Origin of the sequence: Streptomyces africanus (genome assembly GCF_030816955.1) — a bacterium.
In the GTDB taxonomy this organism is placed as follows: domain Bacteria; phylum Actinomycetota; class Actinomycetes; order Streptomycetales; family Streptomycetaceae; genus Streptomyces; species Streptomyces africanus.
The window spans coordinates 1409064-1431593 of the sequence record NZ_JAUSYP010000001.1; the positions used below are offsets into that span (position 1 = coordinate 1409064).

At 72.4% G+C, this 22530-nt stretch carries 18 protein-coding genes and 1 pseudogene; 4 read left to right on the plus strand and 15 right to left on the minus strand.

Annotation, left to right across the window (positions count from 1 at the left end; genetic code table 11):
- Nucleotides 1-48 precede the first annotated feature (48 nt).
- On the plus strand, nucleotides 49-762 hold the full coding sequence (locus QF034_RS06625; protein WP_307174050.1) for a DUF5995 family protein: 714 nt from the start codon (nucleotides 49-51) through the stop codon (nucleotides 760-762).
- Here QF034_RS06625 and QF034_RS06630 read toward each other — a convergent pair.
- The gene (locus QF034_RS06630; RefSeq protein ID WP_307174051.1) at nucleotides 759-2456 is read right to left on the minus strand and encodes a flavin monoamine oxidase family protein; all 1698 of its coding nucleotides are present in this window, start codon (nucleotides 2454-2456) and stop codon (nucleotides 759-761) included. The two genes, QF034_RS06625 and QF034_RS06630, sit on opposite strands and share 4 nt — an antisense overlap.
- A gap of 47 nt (nucleotides 2457-2503) precedes the next feature.
- A complete protein-coding gene (locus QF034_RS06635) occupies nucleotides 2504-3292 on the minus strand; it encodes a carbon-nitrogen hydrolase family protein (RefSeq protein ID WP_307174052.1) in 789 nt (262 codons plus the stop codon).
- A 299-nt stretch (nucleotides 3293-3591) separates the two neighbouring features.
- Between QF034_RS06635 and QF034_RS06640 the strand changes: the two genes are divergently transcribed.
- Entirely contained in the window at nucleotides 3592-4134 is a 543-nt protein-coding gene (locus QF034_RS06640) for a Repetin (protein WP_307174053.1), read from the plus strand.
- On the opposite strand, the gene QF034_RS06645 is transcribed toward QF034_RS06640, so the two are convergent.
- From QF034_RS06645 to rpe, 8 genes are all read right to left on the minus strand, one after another.
- Entirely contained in the window at nucleotides 4103-5299 is a 1197-nt protein-coding gene (locus QF034_RS06645) for an MFS transporter (protein WP_307174054.1), read from the minus strand. The genes QF034_RS06640 and QF034_RS06645 overlap by 32 nt on opposite strands.
- 153 nt (nucleotides 5300-5452) lie before the next feature.
- Nucleotides 5453-5905: an Lrp/AsnC family transcriptional regulator gene (locus tag QF034_RS06650; protein WP_010046396.1), complete on the minus strand. Its 453-nt coding sequence runs from the start codon at nucleotides 5903-5905 to the stop codon at nucleotides 5453-5455.
- Between the two features lie 10 nt (nucleotides 5906-5915).
- A complete protein-coding gene (locus QF034_RS06655; RefSeq protein ID WP_307174055.1) occupies nucleotides 5916-7382 on the minus strand; it encodes an amino acid permease in 1467 nt (488 codons plus the stop codon).
- A gap of 168 nt (nucleotides 7383-7550) precedes the next feature.
- Nucleotides 7551-8117, minus strand: coding sequence for a GNAT family N-acetyltransferase (locus QF034_RS06660; protein ID WP_307174056.1), 567 nt, complete (start codon nucleotides 8115-8117; stop codon nucleotides 7551-7553).
- 78 nt (nucleotides 8118-8195) lie between these two features.
- Nucleotides 8196-9638, minus strand: coding sequence for a GuaB1 family IMP dehydrogenase-related protein (locus tag QF034_RS06665; protein WP_307174057.1), 1443 nt, complete (start codon nucleotides 9636-9638; stop codon nucleotides 8196-8198).
- A gap of 109 nt (nucleotides 9639-9747) precedes the next feature.
- Nucleotides 9748-10101 carry a barstar family protein gene (locus tag QF034_RS06670; RefSeq protein WP_307179820.1) on the minus strand — a complete coding sequence of 118 codons (354 nt, stop codon included), beginning with the start codon at nucleotides 10099-10101 and terminating at the stop codon, nucleotides 9748-9750.
- 24 nt (nucleotides 10102-10125) lie between these two features.
- Nucleotides 10126-11169, minus strand: a complete 1044-nt coding sequence (locus QF034_RS06675; RefSeq protein WP_086559802.1) for a sugar-binding transcriptional regulator — start codon at nucleotides 11167-11169, stop codon at nucleotides 10126-10128.
- A 78-nt stretch (nucleotides 11170-11247) separates the two neighbouring features.
- Complete coding sequence (rpe, locus tag QF034_RS06680) at nucleotides 11248-11934, minus strand: ribulose-phosphate 3-epimerase (RefSeq protein WP_243381339.1); 687 nt, start codon at nucleotides 11932-11934, stop codon at nucleotides 11248-11250.
- 65 nt (nucleotides 11935-11999) lie between these two features.
- On the opposite strand from rpe, the gene QF034_RS06685 reads away from it, so the two are divergent.
- Nucleotides 12000-14141 carry an MMPL family transporter gene (locus tag QF034_RS06685; RefSeq protein ID WP_307174058.1) on the plus strand — a complete coding sequence of 714 codons (2142 nt, stop codon included), beginning with the start codon at nucleotides 12000-12002 and terminating at the stop codon, nucleotides 14139-14141.
- Here QF034_RS06685 and QF034_RS06690 read toward each other — a convergent pair.
- Both QF034_RS06690 and fmt read right to left on the minus strand, forming a co-directional pair.
- Entirely contained in the window at nucleotides 14122-15549 is a 1428-nt protein-coding gene (locus tag QF034_RS06690; protein WP_307174059.1) for an RsmB/NOP family class I SAM-dependent RNA methyltransferase, read from the minus strand. The two genes, QF034_RS06685 and QF034_RS06690, sit on opposite strands and share 20 nt — an antisense overlap.
- Before the next feature lie 68 nt (nucleotides 15550-15617).
- Nucleotides 15618-16550 (minus strand): methionyl-tRNA formyltransferase, encoded by a 933-nt coding sequence (gene fmt, locus QF034_RS06695; protein ID WP_307174060.1) that lies wholly within the window; start codon nucleotides 16548-16550, stop codon nucleotides 15618-15620.
- 325 nt (nucleotides 16551-16875) lie between these two features.
- Between fmt and QF034_RS06700 the strand changes: the two genes are divergently transcribed.
- Nucleotides 16876-17421 (plus strand): hypothetical protein, encoded by a 546-nt coding sequence (locus tag QF034_RS06700; protein ID WP_307174061.1) that lies wholly within the window; start codon nucleotides 16876-16878, stop codon nucleotides 17419-17421.
- A gap of 102 nt (nucleotides 17422-17523) precedes the next feature.
- On the opposite strand, the pseudogene QF034_RS06705 reads toward QF034_RS06700, so the two are convergent.
- The 3 genes and pseudogenes from QF034_RS06705 to coaBC form a co-directional block, all read right to left on the minus strand.
- Nucleotides 17524-19672, minus strand: a pseudogene (locus QF034_RS06705) (primosomal protein N').
- Nucleotides 19673-19830: 158 nt separating this feature from the next.
- Entirely contained in the window at nucleotides 19831-21039 is a 1209-nt protein-coding gene (gene metK, locus QF034_RS06710; protein WP_086562159.1) for a methionine adenosyltransferase, read from the minus strand.
- A 237-nt stretch (nucleotides 21040-21276) separates the two neighbouring features.
- The gene (gene coaBC / locus QF034_RS06715; protein WP_307174062.1) at nucleotides 21277-22479 is read right to left on the minus strand and encodes a bifunctional phosphopantothenoylcysteine decarboxylase/phosphopantothenate--cysteine ligase CoaBC; all 1203 of its coding nucleotides are present in this window, start codon (nucleotides 22477-22479) and stop codon (nucleotides 21277-21279) included.
- Between the last annotated feature and the right edge of the window lie 51 nt (nucleotides 22480-22530).

Here is a 22530-nt window from a genome sequence, read left to right on the forward strand (position 1 = left end):
CCGGGCCTGCCGGTACTCCCGCCAGCCTAGAGCTGGGACTCTGCCCGCATGCCGCGATGCGAACAAGTCCCCCCAGCCGTGGACACTCCGGTCGACGGAGTCATCTCCCGTATGCGCGCCCTCGACGCGACCCTGCACCCCCGGGACGGGGTGGCGGTCTTCAACCGCGTCTACCTCGCCGTGACGGAAGCGGTGGACCGGTACGTCGACAGCGGGCGGTTCGCGGACCCGCACGCCGCGATCACGCTGGACGTACGGTTCGCGCAGCGGTACCTGGAGGCCGTCGAGGCGGTGGCCGGCGAGCGGCGCCCGCCGGCCTGCTGGCGGCCCCTGTTCCAGTTCCGGCGCCATCCCGGTGTACGGCCGTTGCAGTTCGCGCTCGCGGGCATCAACGCGCACATCGGGCACGATCTCGCGCTGGCCGTCGTGGACACCTGCCGTACGCTCGACTGCGCACCCGCCGAGCTGGAGGACGAGTTCGACGCGGTGGGCGATCTCCTCGTGTCGCTGGAGGAGCGCATCCGCGAAGATCTGATGCCGGGCCCCGACCTCCTCCAGATCGCCGACCCGCTGACCCATCTGCTCGGCTCCTGGAGCCTGGAGCGCGCCCGCGACGCCACCTGGACGGCGGCCCGGGCGCTGTGGGCGCTGCGCGGACTCCCCGACGTCGCCGAGGAGTTCACCGAACGCCTGGACACGGCGGTGGGCTTCGCGGGGCGCATGCTGCTCACGCCCCTGCCGCAGCCCTCCTGCCTGCCCTAGTCCTCGGGCAGCTCGACCGGCGCGATCTCGTCGTAGACGTCGCCGGGACCCGGGTTGGCCGGGTCGGTCGTGCCGCCGAAGTGGTGCATGACGCCCCAGACCGCGTTGAGGGCGGTCTGGACGGCGCCCTCGGCCCAGCCGGCCGTCCAGGAGATGTCGTCGCCGGCGAGGAAGATGCCGCGCTTGTCCGCGGGCAGCCGGTCCTGCATGAAGTGCGTGAACAGGCGCCGCTGGTAGCGGTAGTGGCCGGGCAGGTTGGCCTTGAACGCGCCCATGAAGTACGGCTCGTTCTCCCAGGAGACGGTCACCGGGTTGCCGATGATGTGCTTGCGGATGTCCACCTTGGGATAGATCTCGCCGAGCGACTTCAGCATGACCTCCATCCGCTCGTTCGCGGACAGCGGCAGCCACTTCAGGCTGTCGTCGCACCAGGTGTAGGAGAGGCAGATGACGGCGGGCTGGTCCGGGCCGTTGTCGAGGAGGTAGGTCCCGCGCGTCATCCGGTCGGTGAGCGTCATCGACATGACGTCCCGCCCGGTCTCCTCGTCCTTGTCGAGCCAGAACGGCCGGTCGACCGGGACGAACAGCTTGGAGGACTCCATGTAGTGCGTGCGCTCGATGGCAGTCCAGTGGTCGATCGGGAAGAGCGAGTCGTCGCAGTCGATCTTCGACAGCAGCATCCAGGACTGGGCGGTGAAGATCGCCGCCGGGTAGGTGCGGATGTCGCCGTGCGCGTCGGTCACCGTGATGCGGTTGCCGGCGGTGCGGTGCAGGCGGGTGACGGCCGGGCGGGGCGCACGGTTGTCGTGGAGGCTCGCGAGGGAGGTCCCGTAGGGCCAGTGGACGATCTTCTCCGGCTCGCGCTCCCAGAGGCGCAGCGGCAGTTGCTGGGAGCCGCCGACGATGCCGCGGTGGTGGTCGTCGGCCTCGGTGTAGACGACGCGCAGGATCTCCAGGATGGAGTTGGGGAAGTCGGTGTCCCAGCCGCCCGTGCCGAAGCCGACCTGGCCGAAGATCTCGCGGTGCCGGAACGACCTGAACGCCTCGGAGTCGCAGAGGAAGCCGTAGAACGTCTGGTTGTCGAGCTTCTCCACGAGCCGGGACCAGATCTCGCGGATGCGCGGGACGTCCCGCTCGCGCAGGGCCCGGTTCATGTCGGAGAAGTCGGCGCCCTCCTCCAGGCACCGGTTCCAGGCCTCGGCGACGTCCCGGTAGACCTGGGGCAGGTCGGCGATCGTCTCGGCGTAGTGCGACTCGCCCTTGAGGTCGACGACGGTCGACGGGGTCGTCTCCGCCAGGGGGTTGGGGAAGGGCCGCGTCTGGAGGCCGACCAGGTCGATGTAGTGCTGGAGGGCGGTGGAGGACGGCGGGAAGCGCATCGCGCCCATCTCGGCGGTGAGGGAGTCGTCGCAGCCGTCGAAACCCACCGTCCGCAGCCGTCCGCCGATCCGGTCGGCCTCGTACACGACCGGCTTGAGGCCCATCTTCATCAGCTCGTAGGCGGCGACGATGCCGGACAGGCCACCGCCGATGACCGCGACCTCCGTGCCGTGCTCGGTCGCGGGTATCTGCCCGAGACCCGCCGGGTGGGCGAGGAAGTCGTCGTAGGCGTACGGGAAGTCCGGGCCGAACATGGTGATCGGCGGCTGCTGCGCGTCTGCGTGCTCGACGGCGTTGGGCACGGTGGACGTCATGGGGTACGGACTCCTTGCACAGATACGAACAGGCGTTGAAGGGGGTGTCAGACGAGCGGCCCGTACAGGCCGGGGCGCCGGTCCCGCAGATACGGGTTGGCCTCGCGCGACGCGGCGAGGAAGACGGGGTCGACGTCGGCGAGGACGAGTTCCTCGGCGCGCCCGGCCCGGGTCCGGGCGACCCCGTCGGGCCCGGCCAGCGTGGACAGCCCCACGAACTCGAACTCGCCCTCCCGGCCGGCCCGGTTGACGTACGCGACGTACATCTGGTTCTCGAAGGCACGCACCGGGATCATCGACTCGGCGACGAACTGGAACGGGTGCATCTGCGCGGTCGGGACGACCAGCAGGTCGGTGCCGGCGAGGGCGTGGGCGCGGACGTTCTCCGGGAACTCGACGTCGTAGCAGATCAGGATCCCGACGCGCAGACCGTCGAGCTCCGCCTGGACGACCGGCTGGTCCCCGGGCGTGAAGTGGTCCCGCTCGAAGCAGCCGAAGAGGTGGGTCTTGCGGTAGTTGGCGAGCCGGGTGCCGTCGGCGGAGATCAGCTGGGCGGAGTTGAACACGGCGTCGCCGGCCCGCTCGGGGTAGCCGTAGGCGATCGCCAGTCCGTGCCTGGTCGCGGTCTCGGCGATGACGTCCGCGCAAGTGCCGTCGGCGGGCTCGGCGAGCCGGCCGATGTCGCCGCCGATCGCGTACCCCGTCAGGAACATCTCCGGCGCGACCAGCAGCCCGGCGCCCGCGGCGGCGGCCCGGCCCGCGGCCTCGTCGAGGACCTTGAGGTTCTCGGCGGTGGAGCCGGGTCGGCCGGAGCTCTGGAGCAGGGCGGTGCGCATGCGTGTTCCTCACCGGTACGCGGGGGTTTCGGGGGGCCTGATAGACGGTACGGTCGGCGGCTGCGGCCGGACAAGGAGCAGCCGTTGCGCGTCCGTGAGCGGATCATTGCGTCCGCCGCCGCCTCTGCGGCGATTCGTTGCGGGCCCTGGCCAGTCCTCCCCTGGGCGCATGCCCGAGCGGTGTTTCCCCGCCGGACGGCGGAGGCCGGGTCCCGTCCCGGGTGCGATGTGGTGCGGGCGCCGCGCCGGGACAGTGGTGAGTGTCCAGTCGACGTGCGTCACCTGCGGAAAGGACCGCCATGAACCGCCGTACGAGGACCGCCTTACTCGGCTCCGCGCTGTTGCTCACCGTCGCCGCCGCGGCCGGCTCCGCCGGAGCATCCGCCCACCACGGAAGCGGGCGTGAGGCCGCCGCGCTCACCGGCAAGGCCAAGTTGTACCGCTCGGCCGGGGACGACATCACCTTCTCCTTCGACGCGCACCTGGCCGCGAAGGACAAGGCCGATCCGATGAAGGCCACCGGCACCTTCGAGTTCAGCCACTACCTCAATGGCCAGGGCGCCCGGGCCGAGGTCGCGGTCGACTGCCTGCTGACCGGCGGCAAGGTCGCCGTCGTCTCGGGTGTCGTGACCGAGTCCGACCTGCCGGGCGCCGAGGGCAAGCGGGTCGGTGTCACCGTCCACGACCTCGGCCGCCACGACCGGCTCGGCTACAGCTGGGCGTCCACGGGCAGCCCCGCCGAGACGAAGGAGCTGCCCAAGTGCGTCAGCTCCGCCCCCTTCGAGAAGGTCGCGAAGGGGACGGGCGACTTCACTGTCGTGCCCTGGCAGCCCGAGCTCTGATCAGCGCCAGGGCCGTCACCAGGTAGGGCACCGCGAGCACCGCGAAGACGGTGCCGTGCGCCAGGCGGGTGCCGAGCAGCGCGTACACGCCGAACGTGGCGACCGTGGCCAGCTCGGTGCCCAGGCTCGCCACGGAGGTGAGGGTGGCCCGGCGGGACTCGTCGATGCGGTGCTGGAGGCGGACGTCGGCCAGCACCTCGGCCAGCTGGAACCCGGCGAAGGCGAGGCTCACGAGGGCGATTCCGGCCAGTGAGCGGGACGCGGCGCCCACGGCCAGGGCGAGGGCGGCGCCGGCGAGCAGAGCCGCGAACCCGGCCGTGCCCAGGCGTTCGGCCGGTCCGGCCAGGAGGCTGCCGACGGTGACGCCCGCCCAGATCAGCATGATCAGGTAGGGCACCGTCGCCTCCGCGACGCCGATGTCACGGACGAGCAGCGGGGTGTACTCGTCCAGCGCGCCCCACACCGCGGCCACGGCCGGGACCAGCAGCAGGGCGCCGCGCACCGCACGGTCCCCGCGGACCTCGGCGAGTCCGGTCCGCAGGATCGTCGCCCAGCTGTCGTCGGCGGTCTCCGGGCGCGCCCGGTGCTCGGGGAACCGGGTCGCGGTGAGGGCGGTCAGCACACAGGCCAGGACGCTGGCGGCGCCGACGGCCGCGTAGCCGCCCTCGGCGAAGACGGGCCCCGCGAGGCCGAGGGAGGCCACGGTGCCCGCCAGCCGCGCGGCCCGGGCCCGGCCCATGACCCGCGCGTACCGGTCGGCGGCGCCGAGGTGGTCCAGCTCGTCGTAGATGAGGGCCTCCAGCGCTCCGGAGCCGAGCGCTCCGCCGGCGCCCCACAGGAGGAAGCCGACCGCGAACGCCCCGTACGACGGGATCGCCACCCACAGCGCGAAGCCGGCGGCGGTGAGCAGCGGGCCGATCCACAGCAGCCTGCGGCGCGACACGGCGTCGGCCCAGGCACCGGAGGGCACTTCCAGCACCACCCCGGTGATCGACCACAGGGCGAAGAGGGAGGAGATCTGCCACAGCGACAGGCCGGTGTCGGCGAACAGCAGCGCGTACACCGGGTAGAGCAGGACGAAGTCGTCGAGGAACGCGTAGCCGTACAGCGTGCGTGTCAGCCGCCGGACGCCGGTGGTGGGCACGCGTGCGGGTGAGAGTGTCATGAGGCCTTCCCGTAAGGACCGATCGGACGCCGGAGATACGGCGTGCGAGGCGGTCCTCGGGAGGCGCGGCTGGTGGATCAATGTCGCCAGGTCATGACACCGATGCTAGGCCCGTGCGGCGCGGGGCGCCGCCGATTTCCCGGTGGCGGATTCTCAGGTGGGCGAACCCGACGAGAAGCGCCGCAGCAGCGGCGACAGCACGAGCACGGACTTGGTCCGCTCGACGAACGGCTCCCCGGCGATCCGCTCCAGGACCCGTTCGAAGTGCCGCATGTCGGAGGCGAAGACCTGGGCGATCGCGTCCGCGTCCCCGGTGACGGTGGACGCGGCCACGACCTCCTGGTAGCGCTCCAGGCCCCGCTGGATGGTCTCCGGGGAGGTGTTGCCCCGGCAGTAGATCTCGACGAACCCCTCGGTCTGCCAGCCGAGGGCGCCCGGGTCCACCCGTACGGTGAAGCCGGTGATGGCTCCGGTGGCCCGCAGCCGGTCCACGCGCCGTTTCACGGCGGGCGCGGACAGGCCGACGATGTGGCCGATGTCGGCGTAGGAGCGGCGGGCGTCCTCGGCGAGGGCGTGCACGATGCGTTCGTCGAGATCGTTCAGCACAGTGGGTCGGTCACTTTTCGGATGGTGCGAGTCGGGAGCGGCGATAGCCGTACACGAAGTAGAACACGAGCCCGGCGGCCATCCAGACACCGAAGACGACCCAGGTCACGGTCGACAGGCTGCCCATCATCCAGAGGCAGAGGGCGAAGCCCAGCGCGGGCAGGACCGGGGAGAGCGGCACCCGGAAGGTGCGGGGCATGTCCGGCCGGGTCCGGCGCAGCACCACGACGGCGACGTTGACCAGCGCGAAGGCGAACAGCGTGCCGATGCTGGTGGCGTCGGCGAGCTGCCCGAGCGGGATCGCGGCCGCCAGCACACCGCAGAACAGGGAGACGATCAGGGTGTTGGCGCGGGGCGTGCCGCTCTTGGGGTGGACCTTGGCGAACACCTTCGGCACGAGACCGTCGCGGGACATGGCGAACAGGATGCGGGTCTGGCCGTAGAGCACGGTCAGCACCACGCTCGCGATGGCGATGACGGCGCAGAAGGCCAGCAGCGTGCCCCAGAAGGTCTGCCCGGTGACCTCGCGCATGATCTGGGCGAGGGCGGCCTCGGAGTCGGTGAAGCCCTTCCAGGGCTTGGCGCCGACCGCGACGGCGGCGACGAGGACGTACAGCGCCGTGACGATGACCAGCGACAGCATGATCGCGCGCGGCAGGTCGCGCTGGGCGTTCTTGGCCTCCTCGCCGGCGGTGGAGGCGGCGTCGAAGCCGATGTAGGAGAAGAACAGCGTCGCACCGGCGGCGCTGACGCCCGCCATGCCCAGCGGCATGAAGTTCTCGTAGTTGCCCGAGCGGAAGCCCTGGACGCCGATGGCGCAGAACAGCACCAGCGCGGCGATCTTCACGATGACCATGACGGTGTTGGCGCGTGCGGACTCGCGGGCGCCGCCCAGCAGGAACGCCATCGCGAGCAGGACGACGATCAGCGCGGGCAGGTTGAACACGCCGCCGTCGCCGGGCGGGGCGGACAGGGCGGCCGGGAGGGTGACGCCGATGGTCCCGTCGAGCAGTTCGTTGAGGTACTCGCCCCAGCCGACGGCGACGGCGGCGACGGACACGCCGTACTCCAGGACCAGGCACCAGCCGCATATCCAGGCGATCAGCTCGCCCATCGTTGCGTACGCATACGAGTACGAGGAGCCGGAGACCGGGATGGTGCCCGCCAGCTCGGCGTAGGACAGGGCCGAGAACAGGGCGGTCAGACCGGCTATGACGAAGGAGAGCGTGACGGCCGGTCCCGCCTTGGGGACGGCCTCGCCGAGCACGACGAAGATGCCGGTGCCGAGGGTGGCGCCGATGCTGATCATGGTGAGCTGCCACAGGCCGAGGGAGCGCCGCAGCGAGCCTCCCTCGCCCTGGCCACCCTCCGCGACCAGGTTCTCCACCGGCTTGCGGCGCATGAGGCGCGCGCCGACGCCCGGGGACGGCGGGGCGGTCTGACTACTGCTGTGCGGGGGTGCGCCTTGGTCGAGCACGCGCTGGCTCCTTCGTCACTGCCGGTCTTGGGCGGCGGGGACCGGCAGCGCCCCGCCCGACAGCCGGGACCCACCGAGCGGGGTCCCCGCCACGCCACGTACGAGGCGACAGCCTACGAGCAGCGGCGTTGCCCGTGTAATGCAGCAACCTTGCGCGTGCCCGCAAGATCATTGCGTTCCTCGGGACTGGCCGGAGGTTCGTTGCACGTCAGCGTTGGTCCGTTGCACGGGCCTTGCTCGGACCAGCTCTTTCACGAGGAACGTGAGCTCCTCGACACACTCGTGTGTGACGCCGTCGTGGCCCTCGTAGGACCAGCGGCCGACGTAGGGGGTGAGGGGCCGGTAGCCGATCCGGGCGTAGAGGACGGCGGCGCGTGGGTTGTCGTCGGCGACGCCGAGGCCGATGGCCGTGCGGCCCCGCTCCCGGGCGCGTTCCTCCGCGGCCCGGATCAGGGCGCTGCCGATGCCGCGCGAGCGCAGGGTCTCGGGCCACACGGAGAGCGCGTTGATCTCCGGGCAGCCGGGCCGGGCCGCCCGTACGGCCGCGTCGTCGCAGCCGCCCCAGCGCAGCTCCGTGTGCCCGACGGGCCGTGCGTCGACCCAGGCGACGAGATACGTGCTCCGGCCCTGCTCCTGACGTTCGAAGCGGCGCGCGTGGAACGAGGTGGCGCCCGGGGAGCCGATGTACTGGTCGAGCAGCGGCACGTCGGCGGCCCGGCAGACGGTGATCTCCATGACGTACGACGGTAGGGCGCCCGCACGCACGAGGCCCCCGATTTTCACCGGGGGCCCGGACGAGGGTGTGGGGGCCCGTCAGCTCCAGCTGGCGTGCAGCGGCTTGCCCTCGGCGTAGCCTGCGGCGCTCTGGATGCCGACGATGGCCTTCTCGGCGAACTCCTCCAGGGATCCGGCCCCGGCATACGTGCAGGAGGAGCGGACGCCCGCGATGATCGAGTCGATCAGGTCCTCGACGCCGGGGCGGGCCGGGTCGAGGAACATCCGGGACGTGGAGATGCCCTCCTCGAACAGCGCCTTGCGGGCCCGGTCGTACGCCGACTCCTCCGACGTGCGGTTGCGCACGGCCCGCGCGGAGGCCATGCCGAAGGACTCCTTGTAGGCGCGCCCCTGGGCGTCGTGCTGGAGGTCGCCCGGGGACTCGTAGGTGCCCGCGAACCAGGAGCCGACCATCACGTTGGACGCGCCGGCGGCGAGGGCCATGGCCACGTCGCGCGGGTGGCGGATCCCGCCGTCGGCCCACACGTGCTTGCCGTACTTCCTGGCCTCGGCGGCGCACTCCAAGACGGCGGAGAACTGCGGCCGGCCGACGCCGGTCATCATGCGCGTGGTGCACATGGCGCCGGGTCCGACACCGACCTTGACGATGTCCGCGCCCGCCTCGATCAGGTCGCGCACGCCCGCTGCGGCCACCACGTTGCCCGCGACGATCGGCACCTGCGGGTCGAGGTCGCGCACCAGCTTCAGGGCGCTGATCATCGACTCCTGGTGGCCGTGCGCGGTGTCGATGACGAGCGTGTCGACGCCCGCGTCCAGCAGCTGCTTGGCCTTGCCCGCGACGTCGCCGTTGATGCCGACGGCGGCGGCGATCCGCAGCCGCCCCTGCGCGTCCGTGGCCGGCGTGTAGAGCGTGGCGCGCAGGGCGCCCTTGCGGGTGAGGATGCCGGCGAGCGTGCCGTCCTCGTGGACCGCGGGGGCGTAGCGGCGGTTGGCGTGGTCGAGGGTGTCGAAGGCCTCGCCCGGGTCCATGTCCGCGTCGATGAGCAGCAGGTCCCGGGACATGACCTCGCCCAGCTGCGTGAAGCGGTCCACGCCGGACAGGTCGGAGTCGGTGACCACGCCGACCGGCCGGTGGTTCTCGTCGACGACGACTCCGGCGTTGTGCGCCCGCTTGGGCAGCAGGGCCAGCGCGTCCGCGACCGTCTGGTGGGGCACCAGCATGATCGGGGTGTCCAGGACCAGATGGCGGCTCTTCACCCAGGAGACGACATCGGTGACCACGTCGATCGGGATGTCCTGCGGTATGACGACGAGGCCGCCGCGGCGGGCCACGGTCTCGGCCATGCGGCGCCCGGCGATGGCGGTCATGTTGGCGACGACGAGCGGGATGGTGGTGCCCGTGCCGTCCGGGGAGCTGAGGTCGACGGCCTGCCGCGAGCCCACCGAGGAGCGGCTCGGCACCATGAAGACGTCGTCGTACGTCAGGTCGTACCCGGGCTGGATGTCATTGAGGAAACGCACGTGCTGCACATCCCAGTCGATCAGAGGTGACCCCCCGACCGGCCGGCCAGGGGGAAAAGAGCACGTACTTCATTCTCCCATGACGGGCCGGCGAACAACCCCCAGCGGATCATCCAGGCTGGTCAGGGCCTCGTTCGGAGGATGCTCCAAGCCCGAGGGTCACGAAGAGACCCGGGCCCCGGTCCGTCGCCTCGGCGAAGATCTCCTCCGCGACCTGCCACTCCTCGGGCCGCTTCTCGGCGTACGCCCGCCAGCCCCGGACGACGACCAGCAGCCCCCGCTCCTCGGACCCCTCGGGCCACAGGTCAGGATCGGCCAGGCAGTCGGCGAGGGCGTCCCAGTTACGGCCGAACCACTCGGGCAGGGACAGGTCACGGGCGCAGCGGTCCATGAGGCCCGCCTTGTCCGTGACCCCGTCGAGGTCCAGCACGAGCACGATCCGGCCGGCCGGGTCGTCCGGCACTTCGTGCGACTGGCTGACCATCTGTCAGACTCCGTCCGGGTCGGCCCTGTTGAGCGCGGGTTTCGGTGCCGGGCCCGCCGTCATCAGATAGTCCGCGGCCGAGGTGTCCGTCACCAGGCTGGTGACGAGCCCGGACCGCAGCACCGCGTCGATCGCGGGCCCCTTGCGCTGCCCGCCGGCGATCGCGACGACCTCGGGGATACGGCGGAGCTGGTCGGCCTTGACGGTGATGCACCGCTCGCCCAGGTCCCGGCCGACCCTGCGGCCCTCGGAGTCGAAGAGGTGCGCGGACATCTCTGCGGCGACACCGAGGGAGGCGTAGTGCGCGCGCTCCTCGTCGCTCAGCATGTCGTGCACCGTGGAGATGCCCGGCTCCCAGGAGCCGATGGAGACGCAGGCGACGGTGACCTTGTCGAAGTGCTCGAAGGCCCGGGCGATCCCCGTCTGGTTGCGCAGGGCCGTGGCCGTGGCCGCGTCGGGCAGCAGCATCGGCGCGTAGATGGGGTGCGCGTCACCGCCGGACACCTGGGCGGCACGGCGTACGGCCTCGACGGAGCCGCGCTCGGCGGTCCCGGCGTCGTACACGCCCGTCAGCTGCACCACCGTGCACGGCGGCAGCCGGTCGAGGGCCGCCGCCATGTGGATGGTGGAACGGCCCCAGGCCAGGCCCAGCACATCACCTTCGTTGACCAGTTCGCCGAGCAGGTCGGCGGCCACCTCTCCCAGGTTCTCGGGGTCGGGCGACTCCTCGGCATCGGCCGGGGACTCGACCACGACGGCGTGCCTGAGGCCGTACCGGGCGCGGAGCGCGTCCGAGCGCTCGGCGTCCAGCTCCGCAGGCACACGGATCTCGATACGCACGAGATCCCGTTCGAGGGCGGTCTCCAGGACCCGGGCCACCTTGAAGCGGCTGACGCCGAACTCCTCCGCGATCTGGATCTTGGACTTGCCCTCGAGGTAGAAGCGGCGGGCCATGGCCGCCGCCTGCACCAGCTCAGCGGGTCCCATCCGCATGGCTGACCGGCCCGCCGACATACCCGACACGGCGATCTCCTCACTGCTGTTCACACTCTGGATTCGCCGTTCATCCTTGCAGATCCGGCGCGGATGATCAGCCCTGATGAGAGCCGTTCACTTTGCTGTGGCTCAGTGGTCGCAGGCCCAGGAGGCCTTGGCGGTCGCCGCATCCGCCTGCGTGCGTAGTGCACGTACCGCCTCTGCCGGGTCGTTTGCCCCGTAGACCGCCGATCCGGCCACGAAGACGTCGGCTCCGGCGTCCGCGCACCGCTCGATCGTGGAAGCGGAGACTCCGCCGTCGACCTGGAGCCAGAGCTCCAGACCGTGCTTGCTGATCAACTCGCGAGTGCGGCGGATCTTGGGGAGCATGATGTCGAGGAAGGCCTGCCCCCCGAAGCCCGGTTCGACCGTCATGATCAGCAGCATGTCGAGCTCGGGGAGCAGGTCCTCGTACGGCTCGATGGGGGTCGCGGGCTTCAGCGCCATGGAGGCGCGGGCGCCCTTGGCCCGGATCTCCCGGGCGAGCCGGACCGGGGCGGCGGCCGCCTCGACATGGAACGTGACGGAACCGGCCCCCGCCTCGACGTACTGGGGCGCCCACCGATCGGGGGCCTCGATCATCAGATGGCAGTCCAGCGGGGTGTCCGTCGCACGGGCGAGCGACTCTACGACCGGCACGCCGAGGGTGAGGTTCGGGACGAAGTGGTTGTCCATGACGTCGACGTGGAGCCAGTCGGCTCCCTCCACGGCCTTCGCCTCGTCCGCGAGGCGGGCGAAATCGGCGGACAGGATGCTGGGGTTGATCTGCGCGGCCATGACCTAAGACTGCCATGCCCTCCCGGGGTTGTGGGCATCGGTCCCGGGGCGCGGAGGGGGTTGCCATGAAACAGGGCGTCGCACATCTCGTCTGCGGGCGGCGGGCCAAGTGGCTGGTGCTGGTGTTGTGGGTGGCGGTGCTGTTCGTGACGGCACCACTCGCGATGAAGCTGACCGACGCCCAGGACAACGACGCGGCGTCCTGGCTGCCGGGGTCCGCGGAGTCGACGCAGGTGCTGCAGATCTCCGAGGACTTCCGGCCGGAGCAGATCCCGGCGGTGGTGATCTACGCCCGGGACGGGGGGCTGACGGCCCGGGACCGGGCGGAGATCGCCCAGGACGTGCGGCAGCTGAAGGAGCTGCGTGACCACGGCATCCGGGGGGCGGAGACCCGGGGGCCGGTCTTCGACCGGCAGACCGATCCGCGGGCGGCGCAGGTGTTCGTGCCGATCACGATGGACGAGAAGGGCTGGGAGCGGATCGCGCCCGCCGTCGACTCCGTCCGGGACGACGTCGGCGAGGGCGGCGGCGGGCCGGCCGTGCACATCACGGGGCCGGGCGGCACGTCGGCGGACTTCTCGGAGGCCTTCGAGGGCATCGACTCGACGCTGCTGTTCGCGGCCATGACCGTCGTCATCGTCATGCTGCTCATCACCTACCGCAGCCTGACCCTCCTGTTCGTCCCGCTGATCTCGGTGGTCTGTGCGCTGTTCACCTCCCAGGCGCTGATCTACCTGCTGGCCGAGCACGCGGGCCTGACGGTGAACGGCCAGAGCGCCGGCATCCTGACGGTGCTGGTCTTCGGGGCGGGGACGGACTACGCCCTGTTGCTGGTCGCCCGCTACCGCGAGGAGCTGCGCCGGCACGAGGACCGGCACGAGGCGATGGCCCTGGCGCTGCACCGCGCGGGCCCCGCGGTGCTCGCCTCCGGCGCGACGGTCGTGCTGAGCATGCTGGTACTGCTGGTCGCCGAGATGAACTCGACCAGCGGCCTGGGCCCGGTCGCCGCGATCGGTGTCGCCGTCGCCCTGCTGGCGATGATGACCCTGTTCCCGGCGCTGCTGGTGATCTTCGGCCGGTGGATCTTCTGGCCGGCGGTCCCGCACTACGGCGCGCCCGACCCGACCGAGCGCGGCATCTGGGCGCGCACGGGCCGCCGTATCGCCCGCCGGCCGCGTACGACCTGGGCCGTCACGGCGCTGGCCCTGGCGGTCTGTTCGCTGGGCCTGATCCAGTTGCGCGCGGAGGGCATCGGCAACGCGGACGCGTTCACCGGGAAACCGGACTCGGTCACCGGCCAGGAGGTGTCGGCGCGCTACTTCCCGGCGGGCAGCGGCAGTCCGCTCGTCATCGTCAGCAACCAGGCGCAGGCCCGGCAGGTGGGCCGCGCGGTCGCCGCCACGCCGGGCGTGGTCCCGCAGTCGCTGGGCCTGCCACCGGGCACGAAACCGTCCTTCCAGGGCAGGGTCCTCTTCGAGGCCACGATGACCGCCCCGGCCGACAGCGACGCGGCGAAACAGACCGTGGAGCGGGTACGGGACGCCGTCCATGCGGTACCGGACGCCGATGCCAAGGTGGGCGGGGGTACGGCGGGCCTGGTGGACATGGACGAGGCGATCACCCACGACAACGTGCTGATCATCCCGGTGGTGCTGGCGGTCGTCCTGCTGATCCTGTGCGCCCTGCTGCGCGCCCTGATCGCCCCGCTGCTGCTGATCGGGACGGTGATCCTGTCGTTCGCGGCGGCCCTCGGCATCAGCGCGCTCGCGTTCCGGTACGTCTTCGACTACGCGGGCGAGGCGACCGACTTCCCGCTCTTCGTCTTCGTGTTCCTGGTCGCCCTGGGCATCGACTACAACATCTTCCTGACCACCCGCATCCGCGAGGAGGCGGCCCGCCAGGGCACCAGAGCGGGCGTGGTCACCGGGCTCGCCACCACCGGCGCGGTCATCACCTCCGCCGGCCTGGTCCTGGCCGGCACCTTCGCCGCCCTCGGCACCCTGCCGATGGTCGCCTTCGCCGAGATCGGCTTCGCGGTCGCCCTCGGCGTCCTCATCGACACGTTCATCGTGCGCTCGGTCCTGGTGACGTCGCTGTTCCTGGACGTCGGCCCGAAGGTGTGGTGGCCGCACCGGCTGGCTGGGGAGGACGGCGGTGCGGCGGACCGGGAGAGCGTCGGAGCGGGGGTCAGCCGGTCCGGCGGATGAGCGCCAGGTACATCGCGTCGGTCCCGTGCAGGTGCGGCCACAGCTGCACGTCGGGCCCTTCGCCGAGGTCCGGTACGCCGGGCAGCAGCGGCCGGGCGTCGAGGAGGTCGGTGTCCGGATACTGCTTGAGGACGTCGGCGACCACGGCCCTGGTCTCGGCGAGGTGCGGCGAGCAGGTCGCGTAGCCGACGACACCGCCGACCCGCACCGACTCCAGGGCGGTGCGCAGCAGGCCGCGCTGCAACGGCGCGAACCCCTCCAGGTCCTCCGGCCGGCGCCGCCAGCGCGCCTCGGGGCGGCGCCGCAGGGCACCGAGCCCGGTGCACGGCACGTCGACCAGCACGCGGTCGAAGCTGCCGGGCCGCCACGCCGGACGCGTCCCGTCCGCGGCGATCACCTGATACGGACCGGGGTTCCCCTCCAGCGCCCTGGCCACGAGCCCGGCGCGGTGGGTCTGCTTCTCGGAGGCGACGAGCAGCGCGCCCCGCTGGGCCGCGAGGGCGCCGAGCAGCGCGGCCTTGCCGCCGGGCCCCGCACACCCGTCCAGCCACCGCCGGTCGGGCCCGTCCAGCGGCGCGCCCGCAAGGGCGAGCGCCACGAGCTGGCTGCCCTCGTCCTGCACGCCCGCGCGCCCGTCCCGCACGGCCGCGACGGCGCCCGGCTCACCGCCCTCGGTCAGCCGCACGGCGTACGGCGACCAGTGGCCCGGCACGGCGGCGTCCTCTTCGAGCAGTTCCTCGGCCGTGGCCCGCCCGGGCCGCGCCACCAGGGTCACCTCGGGCCGCTCGTTGTCGGCGCGCAGCAGGTCCTCGATGCCGGCGCGACCGCCGCCGAGGGAGTCCCACAGCGCGGACACGACCCACCGCGGATGCGAGTGGACGATGGCGAGGTGGTCCTCGGGATCGTCGTCGTAGGGCGGCGCGACCCGCTCCAGCCAGCCGTCCAGATCGTGCTGCGCGACCTTCCGCAGCACGGCGTTGACGAACTTGGCGCGCCCGTCGCCGAGCACGACCCGGGCGAGCTCGACGGTGGCGGACACGGCCGCGTGCGTCGGGATCCGCGTCCCGAGGAGCTGGTGCGCGCCGAGGCTCAGCACGTCCAGCACGGGCGGGTCGACCTCCCCCAGCGGCCGGTCCACGCAGGCCGAAAGGACGGCGTCGTACGTCCCCTGCCGCCGCAGCGTGCCGTAGACCAGCTCGGTGGCGAGCGCCGCGTCACGGGCGTCGAACTTCTCGGGCCCCTCCTTCTCCCGCGCCTTGCGCAGCAGGGGCGGCAGAACGAGGTTGGCGTAGGCGTCCCGCTCGTCCACGGCCCTCAGCGCCTCGAAGGCGAGGATGCGGACGGGGTCCTTCTTGGGCCGCCGGTAGGGCTTGCCGGACGTACGGGGCCGACGGGGCTGGTCGCTCACGAAAAGGTGCTCCGGATGTGAGAAGAAGTGCGCCGTCCAGCCTACGCCGCCCCGGACGTGCCGCCGTGTCAGCCCCCGAGCCGCTCGCCCTCGGCGATCCGCACCCCCCGGGCCCAGTCCGCCGCCCGCATCGGCTTCTTGCCCTGGGCCTGCACCCAGACCAGCTCGACGGCGTACGAGCCGGTGCCGACGTACACGTTGTTCTTCCCGGCGGAGATCCGCCCCGGGGCCAGATCCGTCCGGTCCGGCACGGGGGTGACCTGGATGAGCTTGAGCCGCTCACCGCGGAAGGTGGTCCAGGCACCGGGCGCGGGAGTGCAGCCCCGCACCATCCGGTCGACGCGCAGCGCGGGCGCGCTCCAGTCGATGTGGGCGTCCTCGGCGTTGACCTTCGGGGCCAGGCTGATCCCCTCGGCCGGCTGCGGTACGGCCTTCAGCGTGCCGTCCTCGATCCCGTCCATGGTCGCCGCGAGCAGCCCCGCACCGGCGAAGGCCAGCCGCGTCAGCAGGTCCCCGCTGGTGTCGGTGGGCCGGATCTCCTCGGTGACCGTCCCGTACACCGGCCCGGAGTCCAGCCCCTCCTCGATCAGGAAGGTGGAAGCCCCGGTGATCTCGTCCCCGGCCATGATGGCGTGCTGCACGGGCGCGGCACCGCGCCAGGCCGGCAGCAGGGAGAAGTGCAGATTGACCCAGCCGTGGGCCGGGACGTCGAGGGCGACCCGGGGCAGCAGCGCACCGTAGGCGACGACGGGACAGCAGTCCGGCCCGATCTCCCGCAGCCGCTCCAGGAACTCGGGGTCCTTCGGCTTCGCGGGCTTCAGCACCTCGATCCCGGCCTCCTCCGCCCGCTCGGCGACGGGCGACGCGACAAGCCTGCGCCCCCGCCCGGCCGGCGCGTCGGGCCGCGTGACGACAGCGGCCACCTCGTGCCGCTCGGAGGCGAGAAGAGCGTCCAGAGCGGGAACGGCGACCTCGGGTGTACCGGCGAAGACGAGCTTCATGGGGTGGTGGGGGCCTCTCGGGTGGGGACGACGACGGGCAACGCCCAAGTCTATGAGCCGGACACGGAAAGCCGCCGACGGCGCCCGGCCACCCACGGGAGAGCCGGGCCACTCGACAGACAGTTACGGGCGGTGCGCGGGTGGGAGACCAAAGCCGAAGGCCGCAGGCCGAGGCGCACACCCCGCGCAAACGGGCGCACGCATGTGCCCCCACGCCCCCACACCGTGACCCGCGGAGCGAATCCGCGTTGGTCAAGACAGAGTTGACCACATCGGGCCGCGATCGCGGCCCATTCCTTTCAACGCCGGTTCGAGAGGCTTGTTCATGGCCGACCACGCAACCCACGACGCCCAGGCTCGGGCCAGCCTGCACTTGCTGGTGCGGGACATCGAGCGGGTCCGCCGGCAGGTGGACGCACTGCGCACACTCACCGCCCAGTTGGGCAACGTCTACCGCCCGCGCCGCTCCGGCCCCTCCACGGGCTTCGTCGTCTACGGACGCGCCCCCGCCCCGACGGTACGTCTCGCCCAGGAGCTGCGGGACAGCGTCGAGACCCTGGTCACGGCGGCCGTGGACTTCGACCGCTCACTCGGCTTCTCGTGGGACGCGGTGGGCTCCGCGCTCGGAGTCACCAAACAGGCGGTCCACCGCCGTTACGGCGCCCGCCGGGCCACGCCCCAGCCTGCCGCGGCCGAGGCGGAGCGCACACCGGAGCCGTCGGGCTCCCGCACGGTCAGTGTGAACACCGGCCTCCCCACGGTCCCGACAGTCCCGGCGGCCCGCTCCATGCCCACCCAGCCGACGGCGGGCAGCCCGGCCCTCCGCGACGAGGCGAGGTCGACGGCCTTCCCCAGCCCGCGCAACGGCTGAGCCGCATCCCGCCCCGACAGGCCGCTGCCCTCCCGATGCGTCCGGGAGGGCAGCGTCATATCGAGGCAACGAACAGCGGCAGGCACGACCGCAGCCACCGGCTCACCCGATGTCAGCCGGATCGATCCGCACCCAGACAGGCTCCGCACTCCCCCGGGCCATCCGCGCGGCCTGCGCCGCCTTCAGCGCACCGGCCAGCGCGGCACCCTTCCCCGGCGGCACCCTGACCAACGCCCGCTCCCACTGCTCCCCGGGCGGCGGCGCCCCCGCCCGCCGCGGTCGCCCCGCCGCGGGGACGGGCAACGGCACCGGCCCCAGCACCTCGGCCTCCGGGGGCAGTTCTGCCGCACGGAGAAACTCGGCCACCGCCTCCGCCGGCCCCGACACGGCCGCCATCCGCGACACCGGCGGAAACCCCAACTCGGCCCGCTCGGCGAGTTCCCGCACCGCGTGACCGACGGGATCCCACCGCACGAGAGCTTGGACGGGCCGCAGCGTCGGCTCGGCCACGACCACCACCGTGCCCGCCGGCCGGCTGCGGCCGGACGAGCGCGCCGGCCGCGATCCACCGCCGCAACGCGTCCTCGCCGGCCCGCAGGTCGGGCCGCCCGAGCATGGCCCACCCGTCCAGCAGCAGCGCCGCCGCATAGCCGCCCTCGGCGACGGGCTCGGCCCCCGGCGTACTCACCACCAGCGCGGGCGCCCCCGGCACGGTGTCGAGCACGTGTTCACGACCCGAGGTCCGCACCGGAACCGCGGGGAAGGCCCGTCCGAGTTCCTCGGCGGTCCGCCGGGCACCCACCACCGACGCGCGCAGCCGGAAGGCGCCGCACTCCGGGCAGTGCCAGCCGCTCTCCTCACGGCCGCACCACCCGCAGCACAACGCGCCGCCGTCCCGCGTCTCCAGCGGTCCGGAGCAGTGCCGGCACCGCGCGGGCGCCCGGCAGTTGGCACAGGCCATGCGCGGCACGTATCCCCGCCGGGGCACCTGCACCAGCACCGGGCCGTGCCGCAGTCCCTCCCTGACGACCTGCCAGGCGAGGGTCGGCAGCCGGGCGGCCCGGGCGGCCTCGTCCCGTGCGAGGTCCCCGTCCCCGACGGTGCGGACGAGCGGGGCGGTGGCGCGCACCTGGTCACGCCCGGCGACCAGCGGGCGCGCCCATCCGCTCTCGACGAGCTGCGCGGCCTCCACCGTGCAGCCCCAGCTGCCCAGCAGGAAGCCGCACCTGTCCTGGGCGGCCCGCAGCAACAGCACTTCACGTGCGTGAGGCTGCGGGGCGTGCTGCTCGCTGTGGCTGTCGTCCCCGTCGTCCCAGATGGCGACCAGCCCGAGGTCCTGGACCGGTGCGAACATCGCGGCCCGGGTCCCGATCACGGCCCGGACGGAGCCCCGCCGGACCGCGAGCCACTGCGCGTACCGCTTCTCGGGTCCCGCGTCGGCGGTGAGCACGGCGTGCCGCCCCTCCCCCAGCAGGGCGGTCAGGGCGGCGTCGACCCGCGCGACCGCCCGCCCGTCGGGCAGGACCACGAGCGCGCCGCGGCCGGAGGCCAGCGTCGCCCCGACGGCCCGGGCCAGCTCCTCGCTCCACTCCGGGCCGGGCAGGGCGTTCCACACGGCCCGTGGCGCACCGCCCGAGGCCAGCGACTCCAGGAAGGCCTCCCCCTGCTCGTACCGCTGCCAGGAGCCCGCCTCGGGCGCCGGAGACGGCGGCAGCGGTGCGGGCGAGGGGCGCTGCTCGGCCCGGGCGTTACGCGGCGGCACCGCGAGTTGCAGGACGTCGGCGAGGCTGCCCGCGTACCGGTCGGCGACCGCCCGGGTCAGCCCGAGCAGTTCCTCGCTCAGCACCCGCTCGGGCGACACGACCTGGGCGAGGGCGGCCAGCGGCCCGGAGTAGTCGGACTCGGCCAGCCGCTCGACGAGGAACCCGTCGATCAGCCCGCCGCCCTCGCGCCGCCCGTCCCGCACCCGGTGCCGCCCGGCCCCGAACCGCACCCGCACCCGGACGCCCGGCTGGGCCTGCTCGTCCAGCTCCTCGGGCACGGCGTAGTCGAAGTACCGGTCGAGATGGAGCACGCCCTTGTCGACGAGCACCCGCGCGACGGGCAGCTCCTTGGCGAGCGCGGCCCCCCGCCAGGTCCGCGGCTTGGCCCGGGGGGTCTTGGCCTTGCGCACACTCTCCCGGATGAGCGCGAGCTGCTCGGGCGGCGCACCCTCCGCGCCGCCTCCCGCCTGTTCGTTCTCGCTGCTCACGCTTGCATTCTTACCAAACGCCACTGACATCCGGCGGGCCCCGAGTACCCGCCGCCCGCACGGCGGACGCACGACGAGGCCCGGCGCCCCGAAGGGTGCCGGGCCTCGCGAGGTACCGCGGCGGCGTCGGGCTCGCGGCCCCGCCGTCCTGCTGGGACCTACAGACCCACGGCCTTGCGCAGCGCGTCCACGCGGTCCGTCCGCTCCCAGGTGAACTCGGGAAGCTCACGGCCGAAGTGGCCGTAGGCCGCCGTCTGGGAGTAGATCGGGCGGAGCAGGTCGAGGTCGCGGATGATGGCGGCCGGGCGGAGGTCGAAGACCTCGTCGATCGCCTTCTCGATCTTCTCCGTGTCGACCTTGGCGGTGCCGAAGGTCTCGACGAACAGACCGACCGGCTCGGCCTTGCCGATGGCGTACGCCACCTGGACCTCGCAGCGGGTGGCGAGACCCGCGGCGACCACGTTCTTGGCCACCCAGCGCATCGCGTACGCCGCGGAGCGGTCGACCTTGGACGGGTCCTTGCCCGAGAAGGCGCCGCCGCCGTGGCGGGCCATGCCGCCGTAGGTGTCGATGATGATCTTGCGGCCGGTCAGGCCGGCGTCACCCATCGGGCCGCCGATCTCGAAGCGGCCGGTGGGGTTGACCAGGAGGCGGTAGTTCTCCGTGTCGATCTTGATGCCCTCGTCGAGCAGCGCCTTGAGCTCCGGGTCGACGACGAACTCCTTGATGTCCGGAGCCAGGAGCGAGTCCAGGTCGATGTCGGAGGCGTGCTGCGAGGAGACCACGACGGTGTCCAGGCGGACCGCCTTGTCGCCGTCGTACTCGATGGTGACCTGCGTCTTGCCGTCCGGGCGCAGGTAGGGGATCGTGCCGTTCTTGCGCACGTCGGACAGGCGCTTCGACAGGCGGTGGGCCAGGAAGATCGGCAGCGGCATCAGCGTCGGCGTCTCGTCCGTCGCGTAGCCGAACATCAGGCCCTGGTCGCCCGCGCCCTGCTTGTCGAGCTCGTCCTCGTCGCCCTCGACACGGGACTCGTACGCCGTGTCCACGCCCTGGGCGATGTCCGGGGACTGCGCGCCGATCGACACCGAGACACCGCAGGAGGCGCCGTCGAAGCCCTTCTTCGAGGAGTCGTAGCCGATTTCGAGGATCTTGCTCCGGACCAGCGTCGCGATGTCCGCGTACGTCTTGGTGGTGACCTCGCCGGCCACGTGCACCAGGCCGGTCGTGATCAAGGTCTCGACGGCGACCCGGGACGTCGGGTCCTCGCGGAGCAGCGCGTCGAGAATGGTGTCGCTGATCTGGTCAGCGATCTTGTCGGGGTGACCCTCGGTCACGGACTCCGAGGTGAACAGACGACGGGACACAACGCTCCCTGGGGTTGCAGCGGCTGCTGGCTGATCATTGGCGGACGGCGGGGGCTGCACCCGGCGCCGTCCGTGGAACAGTTTATCGGTCACGCTTCGGCCACGGCCCCCCTGTCTCGCCACTCGGAAGTGCTGTGACCTGCGGCACGGGCATTCTGCCCAATGCCGAGCTGCGTTGGCCAGAGGCGCCACGCCCCGATCGGCCGGGTTTCACCGTGTCGCAGGGCGACTGAAACATCAGCGGAGACGCTCGACCACCAGGTCCCACACGGTCTCGGCCAGGGCTTCCTTGGGGCCGTGCGGCACCGCGGTCTCACTTCCGTCGGTGCCGAGGACGACGGCCTCGTTCTCCTCGGAACCGAAGGTTCTGCTCTCGCCGACCTCGTTCACCACCAGCAGATCGCAGCCCTTGCGCTTCAGTTTCGCGCGGCCGTTGGCGAGCACGTCGTCGGTCTCCGCCGCGAAGCCGACGATCACCTGCCCGGGGCGGGCGCGCTCGGTGGAGATCTCCGCGAGGATGTCCGGATTCCGCACCAGGGTGATCGGCTCCGGCTCCTGGCCGTCCTTCTTCTTGATCTTCCCGGCCGCGTACACCGCCGGGCGGAAGTCCGCCACCGCCGCCGCCATGACCACCGCGTCGGCGTCGGCGGCCGCCTGCAGCACCGCCTCGCGCAGCTGCACGGCGGTGCCCACGGGCACGACGTCCACGCCGGCCGGGTCGGGCAGGGCACTGTTGGCCGCGATCAGCGTGACGCGCGCGCCGCGGGCCGCCGCGGTGCGGGCGAGGGCGTAGCCCTGCTTGCCGGAGGAGCGGTTGCCGAGGAACCGGACGGGGTCCAGGGGCTCGCGGGTGCCGCCGGCGCTGACCACGACATGCCGGCCCTTCAGGTCGGGCTCGGCCCCGCCCCGGGCCAGCACCCGGCGGCAGACCTCGAAGATCTCGCCGGGGTCGGGCAGCCGGCCCTTGCCGGTGTCGACGCCGGTGAGGCGGCCCACGGCCGGTTCGATGACGAGGGCGCCGCGGCGGCGCAGCGTCGCCACGTTCTCCTGGGTGGCCGGGTGCTCCCACATCTCCGTGTGCATGGCGGGGGCGAAGACGACCGGGCAGCGGGCGGTGAGCAGGGTGTTGGTGAGGAGGTCGTCGGCGAGGCCGTGGGCCGCCTTGGCGAGCATGTCGGCGGTGGCGGGGGCGACGACGACCAGGTCGGCGTGCTGTCCGATGCGGACGTGCGGGACCTCGTGCACCTCGTCCCACACCTCGGTGGAGACCGGGTTTCCGGAGAGCGCGGACCAGGTGGCGGCGCCGACGAAGTGCAGCGCGGAGGCGGTGGGGACGACGCGCACGTCATGGCCCGACTCCGTCAGCCGCCGCAGCAGCTCACAGGCCTTGTACGCGGCGATGCCGCCACTGACCCCCAGAACGACCTTCGGCTTGTCCACGTCTCTCCCCGGACCTCGGCAACCGGCACACCGTACGACTCCATGACACAC

Excerpts from the sequence above, each read along its gene's own strand:
- QF034_RS06625 (WP_307174050.1), top strand. The coding sequence starts at position 49 with ATGCCGCGATGCGAACAAGTCCCCCCAGCCGTGGACACTCCGGTCGAC.
- QF034_RS06635 (WP_307174052.1), bottom strand. The coding sequence starts at position 3,292 with ATGCGCACCGCCCTGCTCCAGAGCTCCGGCCGACCCGGCTCCACCGCC.
- QF034_RS06645 (WP_307174054.1), bottom strand. The coding sequence starts at position 5,299 with ATGACACTCTCACCCGCACGCGTGCCCACCACCGGCGTCCGGCGGCTG.
- rpe (WP_243381339.1), bottom strand. The coding sequence starts at position 11,934 with ATGGCCGCGCAGATCAACCCCAGCATCCTGTCCGCCGATTTCGCCCGC.
- QF034_RS06700 (WP_307174061.1), top strand. The coding sequence starts at position 16,876 with ATGGCCGACCACGCAACCCACGACGCCCAGGCTCGGGCCAGCCTGCAC.
- QF034_RS06640 (WP_307174053.1), top strand. The coding sequence starts at position 3,592 with ATGAACCGCCGTACGAGGACCGCCTTACTCGGCTCCGCGCTGTTGCTC.
- QF034_RS06660 (WP_307174056.1), bottom strand. The coding sequence starts at position 8,117 with ATGGAGATCACCGTCTGCCGGGCCGCCGACGTGCCGCTGCTCGACCAG.
- QF034_RS06630 (WP_307174051.1), bottom strand. The coding sequence starts at position 2,456 with ATGACGTCCACCGTGCCCAACGCCGTCGAGCACGCAGACGCGCAGCAG.
- fmt (WP_307174060.1), bottom strand. The coding sequence starts at position 16,550 with ATGAAGCTCGTCTTCGCCGGTACACCCGAGGTCGCCGTTCCCGCTCTG.
- QF034_RS06685 (WP_307174058.1), top strand. The coding sequence starts at position 12,000 with ATGAAACAGGGCGTCGCACATCTCGTCTGCGGGCGGCGGGCCAAGTGG.